The following is a 16572-nucleotide window of genomic DNA, read 5'->3' as shown; positions in this document are numbered from 1 at the left end:
GACCTATCGTGGAAGCAGTTCCCCAGCGTTCCCCCACCCCCCCCGACGCCCGAGGTGCCTTCCCCCATGCCTTCCCCCGTGCCCCTGTCCCCCTGCCCGGATCCCGTGCTCCCCGCTCCGCGCACGACGCCGGCTCCCCGGCGCCTGCTCGCGCTGGGTGCCGTGACGGTCCTGCTCGCCACCGGCTGCGCGCAGGCCTCCGGGGCCCCCGCGGAGGAGCCGGCCACCCCGGCCTCGGCCGCGCCCTCGTCCCCGGCGTCCACGAGCCCGGCGTCCACGAGCCCGGCGTCCACGAGGCCGCCGGATCCGGCCGCCCCGGCCGAGGTCAGCGTCGCCCCCGCGGACACCGCCGTCGAGCACAACCCCGTGGACCCGGTCGTGGTGCGCGCCGACCGGGGCGAGCTGACCGACGTCGTGCTCGTCCCCGTACCGGGCGGCGCACCCGTCCCGGGGGAGCTCTCCGCCGACGGACGCACCTGGACCAGCACCGAGGTCCTGGGCTTCGACACGCGCTACGAGCTGCACTGGAGCGCCGCGTCCGGCACGGGAGCCACGACGACGGGCACCAGCACGTTCACGACCGTTCTGGCCGCCCACGAGGTCGACGCCCGCCTCAACGTGGTCGACGGCGGGGTCTACGGCACCGGGCAGGTCCTGGAGTTCAGCTTCTCCGAGCCCGTCGTGCATAAGGAGCAGGTCGAGGAGGCCGTCACCGTGCACGGCGGCGGTGACCGGGCGGGCGCCTTCCGCTGGTACTCGGACACGACGGTCCGCTACCGGTCGGCCGAGAAGTGGGCGCCGCACTCGCGGATCACGGTCTCCCTCGACCTGCTCGGACTCGACGTGGGCCACGGAATGGTGGGCAACCACGACCTGCGCCGCAGCTTCTCGACCGGCGCCGAGCACTACGCCCGGGTGGACAACAAGACCAAGACGCTGACCGCCTGGGTGGACGGCGAGGTCGCGGGCACGTTCCCCGTGACCCTGGGCAATGCGGACTGGCCCTCGACCACCGGGCAGAAGGTCATCATGGAGCAGGCGCCGCAGTACCTGTTCAAGGCCGCCTCCCTGGACCTGAAGCCGGGGGACCCGCACTGGTACGAGACCTTCTGGGCCTCCAACGTGTCCCGGCTGACGGCCAGCGGCGAATTCGTGCACCAGGCGCTGCCGTCGGCGATGCCCGTCCTGGGGATCGCCAACGTCTCCCACGGGTGCGTGGGCATGCCCCCCGAGGGCGCGAAGTTCATCCACGACGTGTTCCGCCCCGGGGACGTCGTGGAGGTCGTGGGCACCGGCTACCCGCAGGCCGACCCCGACGACGGCTACGGCGACTGGAACATCCCGCTCGAGCACTACGCGGACGAGGAGTGGCAGGGCGACTGGTGAGTCTCGGCGGCTGAGCCGCTGGCTCCCGCCGGGCTCCTGCTGAGCTCCCGGCGTAGAGCTCCTGGCGGAGGAGCCGGTGGGGAGGGCACGTGGGGAGGCCGGTGGGGGAGGAGCCGCGTCGGCGGTGGGTAGGATCGGGACCGGCCGGAGCGGACCCGCCCGCCCGGACCCCCGAACCCCACCGACCGAAGGACCCGCCCGTGGCCACCCCCAGCAACGACAAGGCCCCCTGGCAGCAGGCCGAGCCGCCCGCGGACGAAGACCGGCGTGAGGAACCCGTGTGGACGGGCCTGCTCCCCGCCGTCGTCCCCGCGGACACCGCGCACGACGACGACCCGTCCGACGAGCACGACGACGCCGGCCGCAGCGAGCACGGCGAGGGCCGCGGCGCCGGACGGCGCCGGACGCCCGGCCGCACCGGCGGGGGGTCCCGCGCCATCGGTGCCGCCGAGGCCGCGGGGGACGACGACCCGGACGAGGAGGCCCGCCGCCGGGCCGCGCTGCGCCGGGACGCCCTGGCGGACGAGCCGCGGCTGCCGCGGCTGCAGCAGGTCTTCCTGGTGCTCGTGCTCCCGCTCGCGCTGCTGGCCGCGGGGGTGCGCGCCGTGGCCACGCCCCTGTTCCTGTGGGCGGAGTACCACCGCCCGGGCTTCCCGGCGGACTCCTACGGCTTCTCCACCGAGGAGCGGATGGTCTTCGGGTCCTACGGACTGGACTACGTCATGAACTGGGCTCCGTCGGGTTTCCTCGGCGGGCTGCAGGACACGGACGGCGCCCAGCTGTTCCTGGGCTCCGAGGTCGCGCACATGACCGATGTGAAGATCGTGCTGCAGAGCGCCCTGGCCGTGGTCGCGGTCCTGGCGCTGCTCGGCATCGTCTCGTGCCTGTACCTGCGGGCGAAGGCGCCGGGGGCCGCGTCGGGGGCCCTGTTCTTCGGCTCGTGGCTGACCGTGGCGCTGCTGGTCGCCCTGGCGGTCGCCGCGGTGCTCGGCTGGCAGCAGTTCTTCGCGCTGTTCCACTCCCTGTTCTTCGCGGACGGGTCCTGGACGTTCCGGGCCTCGGACACCCTCATCCGCCTGTACCCCACCCAGTTCTGGGTGGACGCGGCGATCGCGGTGGCCGGGCTCGCCCTCCTGGGGGCGCTCGCGGTCATGATCGCCACCTGGCCCACCGCCTTCCGCCGGCACCGGGCCCTCGACCGGGTGCGCCGGCGGCAGGAGCTCAAGCGGCGGCTGGCCGGGCGCTGAGCGGGCCGCCGAGCCGGGCGCGGTGGATCAGATCCAGGTGGCGAACCACATCCGCTCCCGCCACTGGGCGTACTCGACGGTCTCCGCGTACCAGATCGGCGCGAAGTGCGCGCTCAGCAGCAGCGCCGCGGCCGTGAACACGCCCACCACCGCGAGACCCGCGCGCCGGCGCCGCACCGTGTCCCCGGGCCGGCCCAGGACCAGGCCGAGCATGCCCGCGAGCATGAGCATCAGGGCCGGCTGCACGGGCAGCGCGTAGAAGTAGTACATGGTGCGCTCGGGGTACAGGAACCAGGGCAGGTACCCGGCCGCGAACACGCCGGTCAGCGCCCCGAAGCGCCAGTCCCGCCGCACCAGCCACAGCCACGCCGCCACGAGCACGGCGGCGATCGCCGTCCACCACAGGAGCGGATTGCCGATGTTGAGGATCGCCTGCGAGCAGTGCTCGACCGCGCACCCGGCCGTGCCCTGCTCCGGGTCCTCGTAGAAGTAGGAGGTGGGCCGGCCCAGGGTCAGCCACAGCCAGGGCAGCGCCTCGTAGGAGTGGTCGGTGCCCAGGCCGCTGTGGAAGCCGTAGGCGGAGGAGTGGTAGGCCCACAGCGAGCGCAGGGGTGCGGGGAGCCACTGGGGGCCCTCGCCCGGGTGCTGCTGCGCCCAGGTGCGGTCGTAGGCGTCCGACGAGGCGAACCAGCCCGCCCACGTGGCCACGTAGACCACCAGGCCCGTCCCGACGACCGCGAAGAACGCGGGCACGCCGTCCTTGAGCACCCCGGCCGGCAGCCAGCGCCGCACCCCCGCCACCCGGCGGGCGTTGAGGTCCCACAGCACCGTGAGCAGCCCCAGCCCGGCCACCAGGAACAGGGCGCTCCACTTCACCCCGACCGCGAGCCCGCAGGCCACGCCCGCCGCGATCCGCCACCAGCGCACGCCGAGCCACGGCCCCCACACCAGGCGGCGCCGCAGCTCCGCCTCCGGGACGCCGCGGCCCGGGGGCACGCCCAGCCGGGCGACCAGGCGGCGGCGCCCGTGCTCCCGGTCCAGCAGGAGCAGGACGAACGCGAGCAGGACGAAGAACATGAGGAACACGTCCAGCATCGCGAGCCGGGACTGCACCAGGTGCAGCCCGTCCACTGCGGTGAACAGCCCTGCCAGCGTGGCCACCGTGACCGAGCGGAAGAGCAGCCATCCGGCGGCGCACACCAGCGCGATGGAGAGCGTGCCGATCAGGGCCGCGGAGAAGCGCCATCCCAGGGGGTCCTCGGCGCCGAACAGCCACATGCCGAACGCGATGAGCCACTTCCCGACCGGCGGGTGCACCACGTAGGAAGGGGTGCTCAGGGCCTCGGGCGGGGTGCCCGCCACGAACAGCTCGTCGGCCCCCTCCGGCCACTGCCGCTCATAGCCGTGCAGCAGCAGGGAGTAGGAGTCCTTCACGTAGTAGGTCTCGTCGAAGACGATCGCGTCCGGGTGGGAGAGCCGGTGGAAGCGCAGCAGCCCGCCGAGCAGGACCACCAGGAGCGGGGCCAGCCACGCGAGACGGGCCACCGCCGCGGGGGTCGGCAGCAGGCGCTCCCGCAGGGCGTCCGGGGCCAGGGAGGACCGCAGGGTGCCCACCGGTGCCGCCCGCCGGGGCTCCCGGGCCAGGACTGGGGCGCGCACCGAGGAACTCACGGTGTCATCGTAGGGGACGCGTCCCACCGCCCGCCGACCCCTGGGGGAGCCCCGCGGGGTGCGCCGTAGAGTGGACCCGTGCACACGGAACCCCACGACGACGCCCCCGCCGACGCTCACATGGACGCTCCCGCCGACTCCGACACGGACTTCGAGGGCGGCTCCAGTGGTGACTCCGACGGTGACTCCGGCGGTGACTCCGGCAGTGATTCCGCAGGGGACGCCGCGGGCCCCGGGCAGGTGGTCCTGGCGGGCACCCCGATCGGCAACCTCGGCGACGCGCCGCCCCGGCTGCGGACGGCCCTCGAGACGGCGGACGTGCTCGCCGTCGAGGACACCCGGCGGCTGCGCCGGCTCACCGCCGGGCTCGGGGTCACCACGCGCGGGCGGGTGCTCACCCACCACGAGCACAACGAGGCCGGTCGGGTCGCGGAGCTGCTCGACGCCGTCCGCGCCGGCGGCACCGTGCTGGTCCTCTCCGACGCCGGGATGCCCACCGTCTCCGACCCCGGCTACCGGCTCGCGGAGGCCGCGGCCGCCGAGGGCCTGACCGTCACTGCGATCCCCGGCCCCTCGGCGGTGCTCATGGCCCTGGCCGTGTCCGGGCTGCCCACGGACCGGTTCACGTTCGAGGGCTTCCTGCCGCGGAAGTCCTCGGAGCGCGCCACCCGGCTGGCCGAGCTCGACGGCGAGCGGCGCACCATGGTCTTCTACGAGGCCCCGCACCGGCTCGAGGTCATGCTCACCGCGCTGCGGGACGCGTTCGGGGCCGGCCGCCGGGCGGTCGTGGCCCGGGAGCTCACCAAGCTGCACGAGGAGGTCGTGCGGGGCTCGCTCGCCGAGCTCGTCGAGTGGTGCGGGCAGGGGCAGGTGCGCGGGGAGATCGCCGTCGTCGTCGCCGGCGCCCCCGCCCCCGAGGCCGCCCGGCCCGAGGACCTCGTGGCCGAGGTCGAGGCGCTCGTGGCCGCCGGGACCCGGCTCAAGGACGCCGCCGGCCGCGTGGCCGCGCGCACGGGCGTGGGCAAGCGGGAGCTCTACGAGACGGTGCTGGCAGCCCGCAAGGGGTAGCGGCGGGCCCCTCCGGTCCGGCCCGGTCACAGCGACGCCGGCGGACCTCACACGCGGGCCCCGCCCCGGTGAGGCCGAGTTGACCAGGGGGCGCGGACGGCGACACGGTGCGGAAACATCGCCCGGCCAGACTCGGACGTGCCGGGATCCGGGCACGTGCGGCGCGGGCCCCGGCGTCCTCCCGTCCGTCAAGCAACGGAGCCATGCCATGTCCTACGTGCTGCCCGCAGACTTCGTCACGAAGATGATCGACGCCGGAGAGGCGAAGGTCTTCATGTCCACCCGCGACACCCTCATCAGGGCGTTCATGGCCGGCGCCATCCTCGCGCTCGCCGCGGCGTTCGCCGTCACCGTCACCGTGCGGACGGGCCAGCCGCTGCTCGGGGCCGTGCTCTTCCCGGTCGGGTTCTGCCTGCTGTACCTGCTGGGCTTCGACCTCCTGACCGGCGTGTTCACCCTGGTGCCGCTCGCGCTCATCGACAAGCGGCCGGGCGTCACCGTCCGCTCGATGCTGCGCAACTGGGGCCTCGTGTTCACCGGGAACTTCGCCGGAGCGTTCACCGTGGCCGTCCTGATGGCGATCATCTTCACCTACGGCTTCTCCACCCCGCCCGACGAGGTCGGCCAGGCCATCGGCTCGATCGGCGAGGGCCGGACCGTCGGCTACGCCGAATTCGGCGCCGCCGGGATGCTCACGCTGTTCGTCCGCGCCGTGCTGTGCAACTGGATGGTCTCCACCGGGGTGGTCGCCGCGATGATGTCCACGAGCGTCTCCGGCAAGGTGATCGCGATGTGGATGCCCATCATGCTCTTCTTCTACATGGGCTTCGAGCACTCGATCGTCAACATGTTCCTGTTCCCCTCCGGACTGCTGCTCGGCGGCGACTTCTCTGTCATGGACTACCTGGTGTGGAACGAGATCCCCACCGTGCTCGGCAACCTCGTGGGCGGACTGACCTTCGTGGGGCTCACCCTCTACGCCACCCACGCCCGCACCGGGGCCTCCCGGGCCCGCCCGGTCCCGCAGGAGGACCGCGTCCCCGTCGCGTGAGCAGGGGATCCCGGCGCCCGGGCCCCGCCGCTCGTCACGCTTGCGGGTGGCCGGCGACGCGTTTCCCGGCCGGCTCGCCGTCGTCCCGCTCTGGTCGCCGTGCTTCCGACCCGGTCGGCGTGCTTCGGATCTGCTCGCTGTCGTCCCGGCCTGTTCGCCGTTCTTCCGGCTTGTTCGCCGATCTTCCGCCCTGTTCGCCGTCGTCCCGAGGAGTCCCGTATGAACCCGATCCTGTCCAAGTCCAGCGCCGCCGAGCTCGTGGTCGCGGCGCGGGTGCGCCGCGGCCTGTCCTGGCGCGAGATCGCCGACGAGATCGGCGCCCCGCACGTCTGGACGACCGCCGCCCTGCTGGGGCAGCACCCCATGACCCCGGAGCAGGCCCGGCAGGTCTGCGACCTCCTGGGGCTGGACGGGACGGTCGCCGAGAGCCTGCAACAGCAGCCGTCCCGCGGCAGCGACCCGGCGCTGATGACGGACCCCACGGTCTACCGCTTCGTCGAGGCGCTCTCCGTCTACGGGCCGGCCCTCAAGGAGCTCATCCACGAGGAGTTCGGCGACGGGATCATGAGCGCGATCAACTTCCGGGTCGACGTCTCCCGCCGCCCCGACCCGGACGGCGACCGCGTGGTGGTGACTTTCGACGGGAAGTTCCTCGACTACCAGTGGTGACTCCACGTCCTCCGGTCCCTCACAGCGCCGAGTCCCCCGTGTGCGTGCAGTTCCCCCCCCCGATCGATCCAGGGGAAGTGCGAGTACACGGGGGACTCGGTCGTGCCGGGTCAGCGCCGAGTCGTGCCAGGTCTGCGCCGCGTCGGGCCGAGGTCAGCGACGGGTCCTCCTGGAGCGGGGCAGCCATCGGGCGCGCCTCGCACCGGGTCCGCCGCGCTCGGCCAGACCCGCCTGCAGCGCCGTGACGTCCTCCGGGCTGGCCTCGGGCGACCACGCCGCGGTGCCCGGCGCGTAGAGGGCCCGCTCGACGTCCCGGCCGAGGCGGCCCAGAGGCGCGGCGGCCGCCGGGACCGCCGCGCCGAGCCGGTCGACGAACGCCCGGGGCGTCTCGGCGGCGGCGCGGCCCACCCCGTGGTCGACCGCGAGGTCCTCGACCTCCGCCCACCCCGCCAGGGCCCGCTGCGCCGCCGGGACCCCCTCGTCGCCCAGGACCCGCAGGCGGCGCCGGCGCCGCCTGGACCGGAGGAGCCGGGGGAGCGCGGCCAGCACGGCCAGCAGCGCGGCGGTCAGCCCGCCGGCGAGCCAGGCCGGCCACACCGCCGGCTCCGCGTCCTCCTCGGGCGCCGGCGCGGCGGAGGCCTCCGGGGTCGGCACGGCCGTCGGCTCGGCCGAGGGTGCGTCCGTCTCGGAGCTGTCCGCCGTGCTCGCCGGGGTGGGGGCGTCGGTCGGTGCGCCGGTGGGCTCCGCGGTGCCCTCGCCCTCCTGGGACTGTCCCTCCCCGTCCTGGGACCCCTCGGCGGCGTAGCCGGGGAGGTCGCCCGTGCCGGGGGTCGGCTCGAAGCGCACCCACCCGGAGCCCTCGAACCACAGCTCCGGCCACGCGTGCGCGTCGCGGGGCAGGACCGCGAAGGCGCCCGGGTCCGCCGCGCCCCCGAAGGGCTCGTCGGCGTCCGGCGCTGCCCCTGATGCCGGGTCCGGCCCGGCGGCCGGGAGGTAGCCGACCGCCACGCGGGCGGGAATGCCCAGCTCCCGGGCCATGACGGCCATCGCCGGGGCGAAGTGCCCGGCGTAGCCCGTGCGCACGGCCAGGAACTCCTCGAGCGAGCCCATGCCGCCGGCGTCGTAGCCCTGCTCGAGCGGGGCGTCCACGTCGTAGCGGAACTCCTCGGAGCGCAGCCACTCCTGCAGGGCCAGGGCCTGGTCGAAGGCCGTGGGAGCGTCGCCGGCCCGCTCCCGGGCGGCGTCCCGGAGGGCGGCCGGGGTCTCGGCGGGCAGTTCGAGGTAGGGGGCGAGCTCCGGGGTCTCCGGCGCGGCGGGGGCCTCGCGCAGCCGTGCGGACGTGGGCTCGGGCGCGATCGAGCGGACCTCGTAGGCGGCGCCCTCCGGCGGGACCTGCTCCCCGTGCACGGTGAGGTCCCGGGGGCTCCAGGCCCAGTCGCCGTCCTCGAGCTCCGCCACGTCCACGGGCGCCCACGGCAGCGGCAGCCAGCGCTCCGACCAGTCCCGCAGCTCCACGGCGGTGGTGCGCTCGGGGCCCTCGCCCACCGGCTGGAGCGCGGTGGGCCCGAGGTCGTCGAGCCCGGGGTCCAGCCCGGTGGCGTCCGGGAACCACTCCGCGCCGGAGAAGTCGGCCAGGGTCAGCACCCGCAGCAGCTCGGGCTCGCCCGTGCTCGTCGTGTACTCGAGGCGCGGCAGCTGCTCCGCGGCGCGCAGGTCCTGGCCCACGGCCCGCAGGGGGCCCACCCCGGAGGCGCGCTCGCCGGCCAGGCCGCTGCCCTGCGGGAACGCCCCGTTGACGAAGCCGGGCACCAGGCCCGGGACCAGCAGGGTCACGGCGAGCACGCCGGCGCCCACCACGAGGGCCCGCGGCCAGCTGCCCGGCGCCGCGGCGGTGCGGGGCTCCCGCACCGCGCCGAAGCGCCGTCCGCCGCCGAGCAGGACCAGGGCGGCGAGCACGGCGGCGGCCGTCCCGGCGGCACCCACGCTCTCCGGGAGCACCAGGGCGGGCACCGCCAGCAGCGCCAGCACGCCGAGCGCGCTGACTCCCGGCAGCCGCAGCGCCACGAGCACGGTGTCCACGAACAGGGCCACGAGGCCCGTTGCGAGGGCCGCGACGAACGCGAGCGCCACGGCCTCCGGGTACGGGGCGGGCCGCTCCGCGGCGACCCCGGCGGCCTCCCGCCACAGCTCCGCGGCGAGGGCCAGGCTCCCGGGGGTGGGGACGAGGCCGAGCAGCGCGGGCTCGCGCAGGAACAGCACCGTGAGCACGAGCACCAGGGCGCCGGCGCCGAACAGGGGCGCCAGCACGCCCGGCAGCCGGAGCGCCCGGGACGTCGTGGTCGCGGCGACCACGACGAGCGCGGCGAGCACCGTCCCGGGCACCCAGCCCGCGCCGTCGAGGACACCGGCCAGGGCCACCAGGGACAGCCAGACCGCCACGAGGACCGTGCCGGCCAGGCCCAGGACGGCGCGCACCGGGCGGCGGTCCCTCGCGGGGACCTCTGGCGGCCCGGCGGTCTCCGCGGATCCCGGGGCCGACGGGGCGCGGACGGCGGCGCTCATCGCCCGGCCCCGGCCGTGCGGGCCGCGGTCCCCAGCTGCGCCCACGCGTCCTCGGGCGCGGCGGAGGCGGGCACGACGACGACGGACCAGCCCGCCGCCTCGAGCACGCCCGCCCCGTCAGGGACCCGGTCGGGGGAGGAGGTCACCAGCACCGCGCTGCCGGCGGCCGCCCGCTGCGTGCCGCGCAGGACCCGCTCGGCGGCCGCCGCGTCGAGGTCCCCCGAGACCAGCAGCACGGGGTGGACCAGGCCGTCGCGGTCGAACCGGTCGGCCAGCGCGTCCTCCGCCGGCACACCGCCGTCCGTCCCGCCGGTCGCTCCCGCCCGGGGCGCGGGCTCGGGGCGCACCCGGGCCAGCCCGTGCCGGGCGTCCTCGGCGCCGTCGTCGGTGACGGCCGTGGCGCGGGTGCGGGCGGGAGCGTCGTCGTCCTCCCCGCCGCGGGGCAGGGGGCGGCCGAAGGTGTCGAGGGCGTGCACGGCGGTCTCGCGCTGGGTGAGGTGCTCGATCACGGCCGCGGTGAAGGACACGGCCCACTCGAACTCGGCGGTGCTGGGGAGCACACCGGCCCACAGCCGCTCCCCGGGCCACGAGGTCTCGTCGCGGTCCAGGACCAGGGTGAGGCGGCGGGTGCTGCGGGGGTCCTCCTGGCGGACCATCAGCCGGCCGTGCTTCGCGGAGGCGGCCCAGTGGACCCGCCGCATGGGGTCCCCGTGCCGGTACTCCCGGGTGGTCACGTTGTCGGGGCCCGGCTGCGGCTGCGCCGTCCGGGACGGGTCGGTGCCGGACTCCCGCAGCCGGTCGGCGCTGATCTCCGGCAGCTCCACGGGGTCCGGCGCCACGTGCAGGGACGTGCGCTCGGAGGCGTCGAGCAGCTCGGCGGCGAGCCCGAACGGGTCCGCGACCCGCACGGTGGCCGGGCCCAGGGCGTACACGCCGCGGCGGCGGGGGCGGACGGTGTAGGCGGCGGGCTCCCCGCCGGCCTCGACGCTCAGCTCGCGGTCCCCGCCCAGCGGCTCCGGCACGGTCTCGTGCACGGCGACCGCCCCGGTGACCGTCCCGCGGCGCCGGGTCCGGTGCCGCACGCGCAGCCGGACCACGGCGGAGTCCCCGGCCGTCACGAGCGCCGGGTCCACGCCGCGCTTGAGCAGCACCCTCGGCTTCACCACGTACAGGGACAGGGCCGCGAACAGCGGGGCCCCGCCGAGGAACAGGGCCAGCGCCAGCACGTCCTTGCGGCCCAGCCAGGTGGCCAGCAGCAGGCACAGGGCGCCCGCCCCCAGGAAGGCCCAGCCGCGCCCCGTGAACCGGGCGCGGGAGTCCACGGGCTGCTCCGCCCGCTCGCCCTCCGCCGTCGGCCCCGGGTCCGGCCGGCGCCTCATCGGGTCCGGGGGGTGTGCTCGGCCGGAACCCGCACCTCGTCCAGGACCGCCCGCACCAGCTCCTCCGCGGAGTCCGTGCCGGCGCGGCGGTCCAGGATCAGGCGGTGGGCGAGCACCGGCACCGCGACCGCCCGCACGTCGTCGGGCAGGACGTACTCGCGCCCGCTCAGGGCCGCCTCCGCGCGGGCCGCGGCCTGCAGCTGGAGCAGCGCCCGGGGGCTGGCGCCCAGCCGGATCTGCGGGTGCGAGCGCGTGGCCTGGCCCAGGGCCACGATGTAGGCGCGCACCGCGTCCGAGACGTGGATGCCACGCACGTGCTGGACCAGGCGGGCCGCGTCCTCGAGGGAGACCACCGGCTGCAGGCCCTCCAGCGGGGAGCCGCCGCCGTGGTCGGTGAGCATCGTCATCTCCGCCTCGGTGTCCGGGTAGCCCATCGAGATCCGGGCCGTGAACCGGTCCCGCTGCGCCTCCGGCAGCGGGAACGTGCCGTCCATCTCCACGGGGTTCTGCGTGGCCACCACCATGAAGGGGGTCGACAGCCGGTAGGTCGTGCCGTCCGCCGTGACCTGTCCCTCCGCCATGCACTCGAGCAGAGCCGACTGGGTCTTGGCCGACGCTCGGTTGATCTCGTCGCCGATCACCACGTTGGCGAACACCGGCCCGGGCTTGAACTCGAACTCGCGCCGGGCCTGGTCGTAGACCGAGACGCCCGTGATGTCCGTGGGCAGCAGGTCCGGGGTGAACTGCACGCGCGAGACCGTCCCGCCGATCGCGGTGGCCAGCGTGCGCGCCAGCATCGTCTTGCCCACGCCCGGCACGTCCTCGACCAGCAGGTGCCCGCCGGCCAGCAGCACGCTCAGGGCCGTGCGCGCCGCCTCGGGCTTGCCGTCGATCACCGTGTTGATCCGGTCCAGGATCGCCTGCGTGTACTGGGGGAAGGACTCCATGGGCTCCTCGGCTTCCTGCTCGCGTCTGCTGCTCCCAGTATGTCCGCACCCGGGGCAGCTCGTAGATTGGTCGGAGCGGAACGAGCCCGCGTGTTCCCCGCCCCGAACCCTTCCCCGTCCTGTTCGCCTGCTCTTCCCGACCTCCCTGACCTTCCTGCTCTTCCCGACCGTCCCGTACTCTCCGTGAGGTGCCGCCCGTGACCGACCCCAACGCCACCCTCCTCGCCGCCTCCCTGTGGCCGGACCCCGCCGCCCGGCCCCACCCCGCCCCGGGCGCGGCCCCCGCCGCCTACGAGCCCGAGCACTACGCCGTGCCCGAGGACGTCCCCGCGGGGGAGGGCACCCGGCGCCGCTCCGCCCAGGCCGACGACGGTCGCCGCCGCAACCTCGCCTACCCGCCCGCGCCGGAGCCGCTGCCGCACCCGGTGGTCGACAACCACACCCACCTGGACCTGCAGGACGGCCAGGTCCAGGTCTCCGTCCGGGACGCCGCGGACGCCGCCGCCCTGGCCGGGGTGGGAGGGCTCGTCCAGGTCGGCTGCGACGTCCCGTCCTCCCGCTTCGCCGTGGCCGCCGCCCGGGCCGACCCGCGGGTGCTCGCCGCGGTGGCGCTGCACCCCAACGAGGCGCCGAAGCTCGCGGCCGCCGGCACCCTCGACGAGGCGCTCGCCGCGATCCGGGAGCTGGGGGAGCACGAGCGGGTCCGGGTCTTCGGCGAGACCGGTCTCGACTACTACCGCACCGAGGGGGAGGGGCGGGAGCACCAGAAGGCGTCCTTCCGGGAGCACATCCGCTTCGCGAAGGAGACCGGCAAGGCGCTGCAGATCCACGACCGGGACGCCCACGCCGACGTCGTCGCCGTTCTGCTGGAGGAGGGCGCCCCCGAGCGCACCGTCTTCCACTGCTTCTCCGGGGACGAGGAACTCGCCCGGACCTGCAATCAGCACGGCTGGTACATGTCCTTCTCCGGGACCGTCACCTTCAAGAACAGCCATGACCTCAAGTCCGCGCTGCGCACCGCCCGCCCCGAGCTCGTGCTCACCGAGACCGACGCGCCGTTCCTCACCCCGCACCCCTACCGGGGCCGGCCCAACGCCAGCTACGTGGTCAACTACACGGTGCGCGGCATGGCCGGGATCCTGGAGCAGGAGCTGGAGCCGCTGTGCGAGCGCATCTGGCAGAACACGGTAGAGGTCTACGGCCAATTCTGACCGGCCGCTTCGTCCCCAGGTCCGCCGACCCCCCACCCTGCGGCGCCCCCACATGGCGAGCCCCCACACAGTGGTCGCCCCAAGCGGCGAGTCCCCACAACCGGGTTGCCGCGTGGCGCCGAGTCCCCAGGCTGTGGCGCCCCCACGCGGCGAGCCCCCAAAGCGGTTCCATTTCCCCATGGATCCTCATGGGGAAACAGAAGCAGCGTGGGGAGTCGGCGGGGCAGGGCAGCGGGGCCGCGAAGGTCAGCGGGTGCCGGGCGAGCGGTGCAGGGCGGCCTCGATCCGGGCGACGGTCGCGGCGGGAGTGCGCACGACGTCGTGCCACCCCACGCGGATGACGGTCCAGCCCGCCTCCTGGATCTCGATCTCCCGCCGCCGCTCGTTGCGGATCACGGTGGCGGCAGCGCCGGCGTACTTCATCTCGCCGTCGAACTCCAGCACCAGGCGTTGCTCGGGCCACGCGAAGTCGGCCCGGTAGGTTCCCGTCCGGCCCACGATCACCCACTGCAGTTCCGGTGCCGGCAGGGCGGACTCCGCCAGCATGAGCCGGGTGAGCGTCTCACCCACCGATTCGGAGCGCGTGTCCATGGCGTCCAGCACGCGCCGCGCCCTGCGCACGCCCCGCCGGCGGGTCCACTCCGGCAGGCGGTTCTCCAGCCGGACCCGGGTGAGACCGAAACGGTGCGCCTGGTCCGCCAGGACCACGGCGTCGGCGAAAGGCAGCAGCCGGGCGCAGTCCAGCAGGGTGCGCTCGCCCGATGTGGCCCGCAGCTCACCGACCGTGACGATGTCGGTCTCGGGCAACGGTTCCTGATGCCTGACGACGTCGGCGTACCCGTTGTGGGTTCCCTGTCCCGGTCGGCTGAGCGTGTGCAGGCGGGCTGGCACACGCCGCAGGTGAAGGCCGTGCACCAGGGCGGCCGAGGCGAGACAGAACACCGGCGGCACGGAAGCAGCGCGGCTGAGCGCCCGGTGCCGGAGCAACGACTGCTCCTCGGGCTTGAGCTGCCGGTAGGCGTCCGACGTCATGTAGTAGCCGGGGTGGACCCGGTGGAGTTCTCCGTCGCGGAGGCGGCGCCGGATCTCGTGGCCGCTGAGGCCGGTGTGGTGCAGCTGGGTGAGGTTCATGAGCTCGGTCATGCCTCGTTGATAGGTCGGCCGGAGGTCCGGTGGTCCGGCGTCGCCGCAGCGAGGAACAAGAAGGCGGATCGGACGGTCAGCACGTCAGTGGGGAGCGGGGATGAGCCCCCGCCGAGTTCCCAACCATGTCGCATATCCCCACGCCGATTCGTGGGGACATGCGACCGCGGTGGGGGCTCGGCGGCAGCGGGAGCTGGGGTGTGGGGGCTCGGCGGCAGCGGGAGTTGAGGCGTGGGGGCTCGGCGGGGAGGGGGATGGCGAGGGGCCGATACGATGGGGCGGTGACAGAATCCAGCGCGCCAGAGCCCGCCGCCCGCACCCTGCTGGGGCCCGCGGAGATCCGCGCGCTCGCGGAGCAGCTCGGCATCCGGCCGACCAAGACGCTCGGGCAGAACTTCGTGATCGACCCCAACACGATCCGGCGGATCATCGCCGCCGCGCGGCTGGGCGAGCACGAGACGGTGCTCGAGGTGGGCCCGGGGCTGGGCTCGCTGACCCTCGGGCTGCTGGACGCCGCCGAGCAGGTCGTGGCCGTGGAGATCGACCCGCCGCTGGCCGCGCAGCTGCCGCACACGGTGGAGCGCCTGCGCCCTGAGCTGGCGGGCCGGCTGAGCGTGCTCGAGCAGGACGCCATGCGCGTCGAGGAGCTCCCCGCCGAGCCCACCGCCCTGGTGGCGAACCTGCCCTACAACGTGGCCGTCCCGGTGCTGCTGCACCTGCTGGCCCGCTTCCCCTCGATCAGCCGCGGGCTGGTCATGGTGCAGGAGGAGGTCGCGGACCGGCTGGCCGCGGCGCCGGGCTCCAAGGTCTACGGGGTGCCGTCGGTGAAGGCCTCGTGGTACGCCGAGGTCACCAAGGCCGGGACCATCGGGAAGAACGTGTTCTGGCCGGCCCCGAAGATCGCCTCCGGCCTGGTGCGCTTCGTGCGCCGCGAGCAGCCGGTGGCGGACGTGGACCGGGAGCTGGTCTTCGCGGCGGTGGACGCGGCGTTCGCCCAGCGGCGCAAGACCCTGCGGGCCGCCCTCGCCGGGTGGGCGGGCTCCGCCGCGGCGGCCGGGGAGATCCTCGAGGCGGCCGGGATCGACCCGGGGGAGCGCGGCGAGAAGCTGGACGTCCACGAGTTCGCCCGGATCGCGCAGGCCGGTGCCGCCGCGGGACTGACCGCCGGGGCGCGCGGCGCATGACCACGACGCCGCCCACGGAGCGCGCCGCCGCGCCCGGCAAGGTCAACCTGTTCTTCGCCGCGGGCCCGCCGCGCCCGGACGGCTACCACGACGTCGCGAGCCTGTACTGCGCGGTGAGCACGGGGGAGACCGTGACGGCCACGACGACCCGGGGCGCCGGGACCACCGTGGGCGTGGCGGCGGTGCCGGGCTCGCTCGTGGCCCAGCAGATCGAGCTCGGGACCTTCTCGCTGGACGCGGTGCCCACCGACGGGTCCAACCTCGCGGTCCGGGCCGCCGAGGCCGTCCTCGCGCGCTTCCCGCCGCTCGCGGGCGGACTGCACCTGCAGATCGACAAGGCCGTGCCCGTGGCCGGCGGCATGGGCGGGGGCTCCGCGGACGCCGCGGCGGCACTGCTCGCCGTGAACCGGCTCGCCGCCCGCGTCTCCGGGGAGCCCGCGCTCGACGACGACGCGCTGCTGGAGCTCGCGGCCGGTCTCGGCGCCGACGTGCCGTTCGCGCTGACGGGCGGGGCGGCCGTGGGCACCGGGACGGGGGCGCACCTGCGGCCGGTGACGGCCGAGGCGCCGCTGCACCTGGTCCTGGTGGCGGCCGAGGCCGGGCTCTCGACGCCCGCGGTCTACGCCGAGCTGGACCGCCTGCGCACGCACGAGAACGTCCCACAGCCCCGGCTGCCGGCGGGCCTCGAGGAGGCCCTGAGCACCGGGCGCGCCGCCGAGCTCGCCCCGCTGCTGGCCAACGACCTGCAGGCCGCGGCCCTCTCGCTCGCCCCGCAGCTGGCGCCCGTGCTGGCCGCCGGTGCGGCCGCCGGCGCCCTGGCGAGCTTCGTGTCCGGGTCCGGGCCCACCGTGGCGCACCTCGTGGCGGACGCCGCCGCGGCCGAGGACCTCGCGGACGTGCTCAGGGGCCGGGGAACGCCGGCTCTCGCGGTGCGGGCTCCCTGACCCCGGGGACGCGGACGCCGCCGCGGCCGAGGACCTCGCGGACGTGCTCAGGGGCCAGGGAGCGCCCGCTCTCGCGGTGCGTGCTCCCTGGCCCCTGGCGTTCGACCGCC

General features: G+C 75.4%; 13 protein-coding genes. 8 read left to right on the top strand and 5 right to left on the bottom strand.

Annotated features, from left to right (window positions below; all coding sequences use genetic code 11):
* The first annotated feature begins 66 nt into the window (after positions 1-66).
* Together Q0817_RS00940 and Q0817_RS00935 are read left to right on the top strand one after the other, a co-directional pair.
* Positions 67-1386 (top strand): Ig-like domain-containing protein, encoded by a 1320-nt coding sequence (locus Q0817_RS00940; RefSeq protein ID WP_298582888.1) that lies wholly within the window; start codon positions 67-69, stop codon positions 1384-1386.
* Between the two features lie 200 nt (positions 1387-1586).
* Complete coding sequence (locus Q0817_RS00935; protein ID WP_298582886.1) at positions 1587-2633, top strand: TIGR01906 family membrane protein; 1047 nt, start codon at positions 1587-1589, stop codon at positions 2631-2633.
* Positions 2634-2660: 27 nt separating this feature from the next.
* Here the strand turns inward: Q0817_RS00935 and Q0817_RS00930 are convergent, their stop codons facing one another.
* Positions 2661-4304 (bottom strand): dolichyl-phosphate-mannose--protein mannosyltransferase, encoded by a 1644-nt coding sequence (locus Q0817_RS00930; protein ID WP_298582883.1) that lies wholly within the window; start codon positions 4302-4304, stop codon positions 2661-2663.
* A 78-nt stretch (positions 4305-4382) separates the two neighbouring features.
* Between Q0817_RS00930 and rsmI the strand changes: the two genes are divergently transcribed.
* From rsmI to cynS, 3 genes are all read left to right on the top strand, one after another.
* Positions 4383-5372: a 16S rRNA (cytidine(1402)-2'-O)-methyltransferase gene (rsmI, locus tag Q0817_RS00925; protein ID WP_298582880.1), complete on the top strand. Its 990-nt coding sequence runs from the start codon at positions 4383-4385 to the stop codon at positions 5370-5372.
* Between the two features lie 208 nt (positions 5373-5580).
* A complete protein-coding gene (locus tag Q0817_RS00920) occupies positions 5581-6423 on the top strand; it encodes a formate/nitrite transporter family protein (RefSeq protein ID WP_298582877.1) in 843 nt (280 codons plus the stop codon).
* Positions 6424-6642: 219 nt separating this feature from the next.
* Positions 6643-7092 (top strand): cyanase, encoded by a 450-nt coding sequence (gene cynS / locus Q0817_RS00915; protein ID WP_298582874.1) that lies wholly within the window; start codon positions 6643-6645, stop codon positions 7090-7092.
* A gap of 153 nt (positions 7093-7245) precedes the next feature.
* On the opposite strand, the gene Q0817_RS00910 is transcribed toward cynS, so the two are convergent.
* From Q0817_RS00910 to Q0817_RS00900, 3 genes are read right to left on the bottom strand one after another with little or no spacing between them, the layout of a single operon-like run.
* The gene (locus Q0817_RS00910; RefSeq protein ID WP_298582871.1) at positions 7246-9699 is read right to left on the bottom strand and encodes a transglutaminaseTgpA domain-containing protein; all 2454 of its coding nucleotides are present in this window, start codon (positions 9697-9699) and stop codon (positions 7246-7248) included.
* Entirely contained in the window at positions 9651-10976 is a 1326-nt protein-coding gene (locus tag Q0817_RS00905; protein ID WP_298582868.1) for a DUF58 domain-containing protein, read from the bottom strand. Before Q0817_RS00905 ends, Q0817_RS00910 begins: the two co-directional genes overlap by 49 nt.
* Before the next feature lie 53 nt (positions 10977-11029).
* Positions 11030-11980 carry a MoxR family ATPase gene (locus tag Q0817_RS00900; RefSeq protein WP_298582865.1) on the bottom strand — a complete coding sequence of 317 codons (951 nt, stop codon included), beginning with the start codon at positions 11978-11980 and terminating at the stop codon, positions 11030-11032.
* A gap of 197 nt (positions 11981-12177) precedes the next feature.
* Here Q0817_RS00900 and Q0817_RS00895 point away from each other — a divergent pair, with 197 nt between their 5' ends.
* A complete protein-coding gene (locus tag Q0817_RS00895) occupies positions 12178-13191 on the top strand; it encodes a TatD family hydrolase (protein WP_298582862.1) in 1014 nt (337 codons plus the stop codon).
* 246 nt (positions 13192-13437) lie between these two features.
* Here the strand turns inward: Q0817_RS00895 and Q0817_RS00890 are convergent, their stop codons facing one another.
* Complete coding sequence (locus Q0817_RS00890; RefSeq protein ID WP_298582859.1) at positions 13438-14334, bottom strand: DUF559 domain-containing protein; 897 nt, start codon at positions 14332-14334, stop codon at positions 13438-13440.
* A 281-nt stretch (positions 14335-14615) separates the two neighbouring features.
* On the opposite strand from Q0817_RS00890, the gene rsmA reads away from it, so the two are divergent.
* A complete protein-coding gene (gene rsmA, locus Q0817_RS00885; protein ID WP_298582857.1) occupies positions 14616-15518 on the top strand; it encodes a 16S rRNA (adenine(1518)-N(6)/adenine(1519)-N(6))-dimethyltransferase RsmA in 903 nt (300 codons plus the stop codon).
* Positions 15515-16462 carry a 4-(cytidine 5'-diphospho)-2-C-methyl-D-erythritol kinase gene (locus Q0817_RS00880; RefSeq protein ID WP_298582855.1) on the top strand — a complete coding sequence of 316 codons (948 nt, stop codon included), beginning with the start codon at positions 15515-15517 and terminating at the stop codon, positions 16460-16462. Before rsmA ends, Q0817_RS00880 begins: the two co-directional genes overlap by 4 nt.
* The last annotated feature ends 110 nt before the right edge of the window (positions 16463-16572 follow it).

The sequence above is a fragment of the uncultured Kocuria sp. genome, from assembly GCF_947500125.1.
In the GTDB taxonomy this organism is placed as follows: domain Bacteria; phylum Actinomycetota; class Actinomycetes; order Actinomycetales; family Micrococcaceae; genus Kocuria.
This window is presented reverse-complemented; position numbering and strand designations above follow the sequence as displayed.

What these genes read in the sequence shown, in the direction of transcription:
- Q0817_RS00940 (WP_298582888.1), top strand. Translation starts at nt 67, where the DNA reads ATGCCTTCCCCCGTGCCCCTGTCCCCCTGCCCGGATCCCGTGCTCCCC.
- Q0817_RS00920 (WP_298582877.1), top strand. Translation starts at nt 5,581, where the DNA reads ATGTCCTACGTGCTGCCCGCAGACTTCGTCACGAAGATGATCGACGCC.
- cynS (WP_298582874.1), top strand. Translation starts at nt 6,643, where the DNA reads ATGAACCCGATCCTGTCCAAGTCCAGCGCCGCCGAGCTCGTGGTCGCG.
- Q0817_RS00900 (WP_298582865.1), bottom strand. Translation starts at nt 11,980, where the DNA reads ATGGAGTCCTTCCCCCAGTACACGCAGGCGATCCTGGACCGGATCAAC.
- Q0817_RS00890 (WP_298582859.1), bottom strand. Translation starts at nt 14,334, where the DNA reads ATGACCGAGCTCATGAACCTCACCCAGCTGCACCACACCGGCCTCAGC.
- Q0817_RS00880 (WP_298582855.1), top strand. Translation starts at nt 15,515, where the DNA reads ATGACCACGACGCCGCCCACGGAGCGCGCCGCCGCGCCCGGCAAGGTC.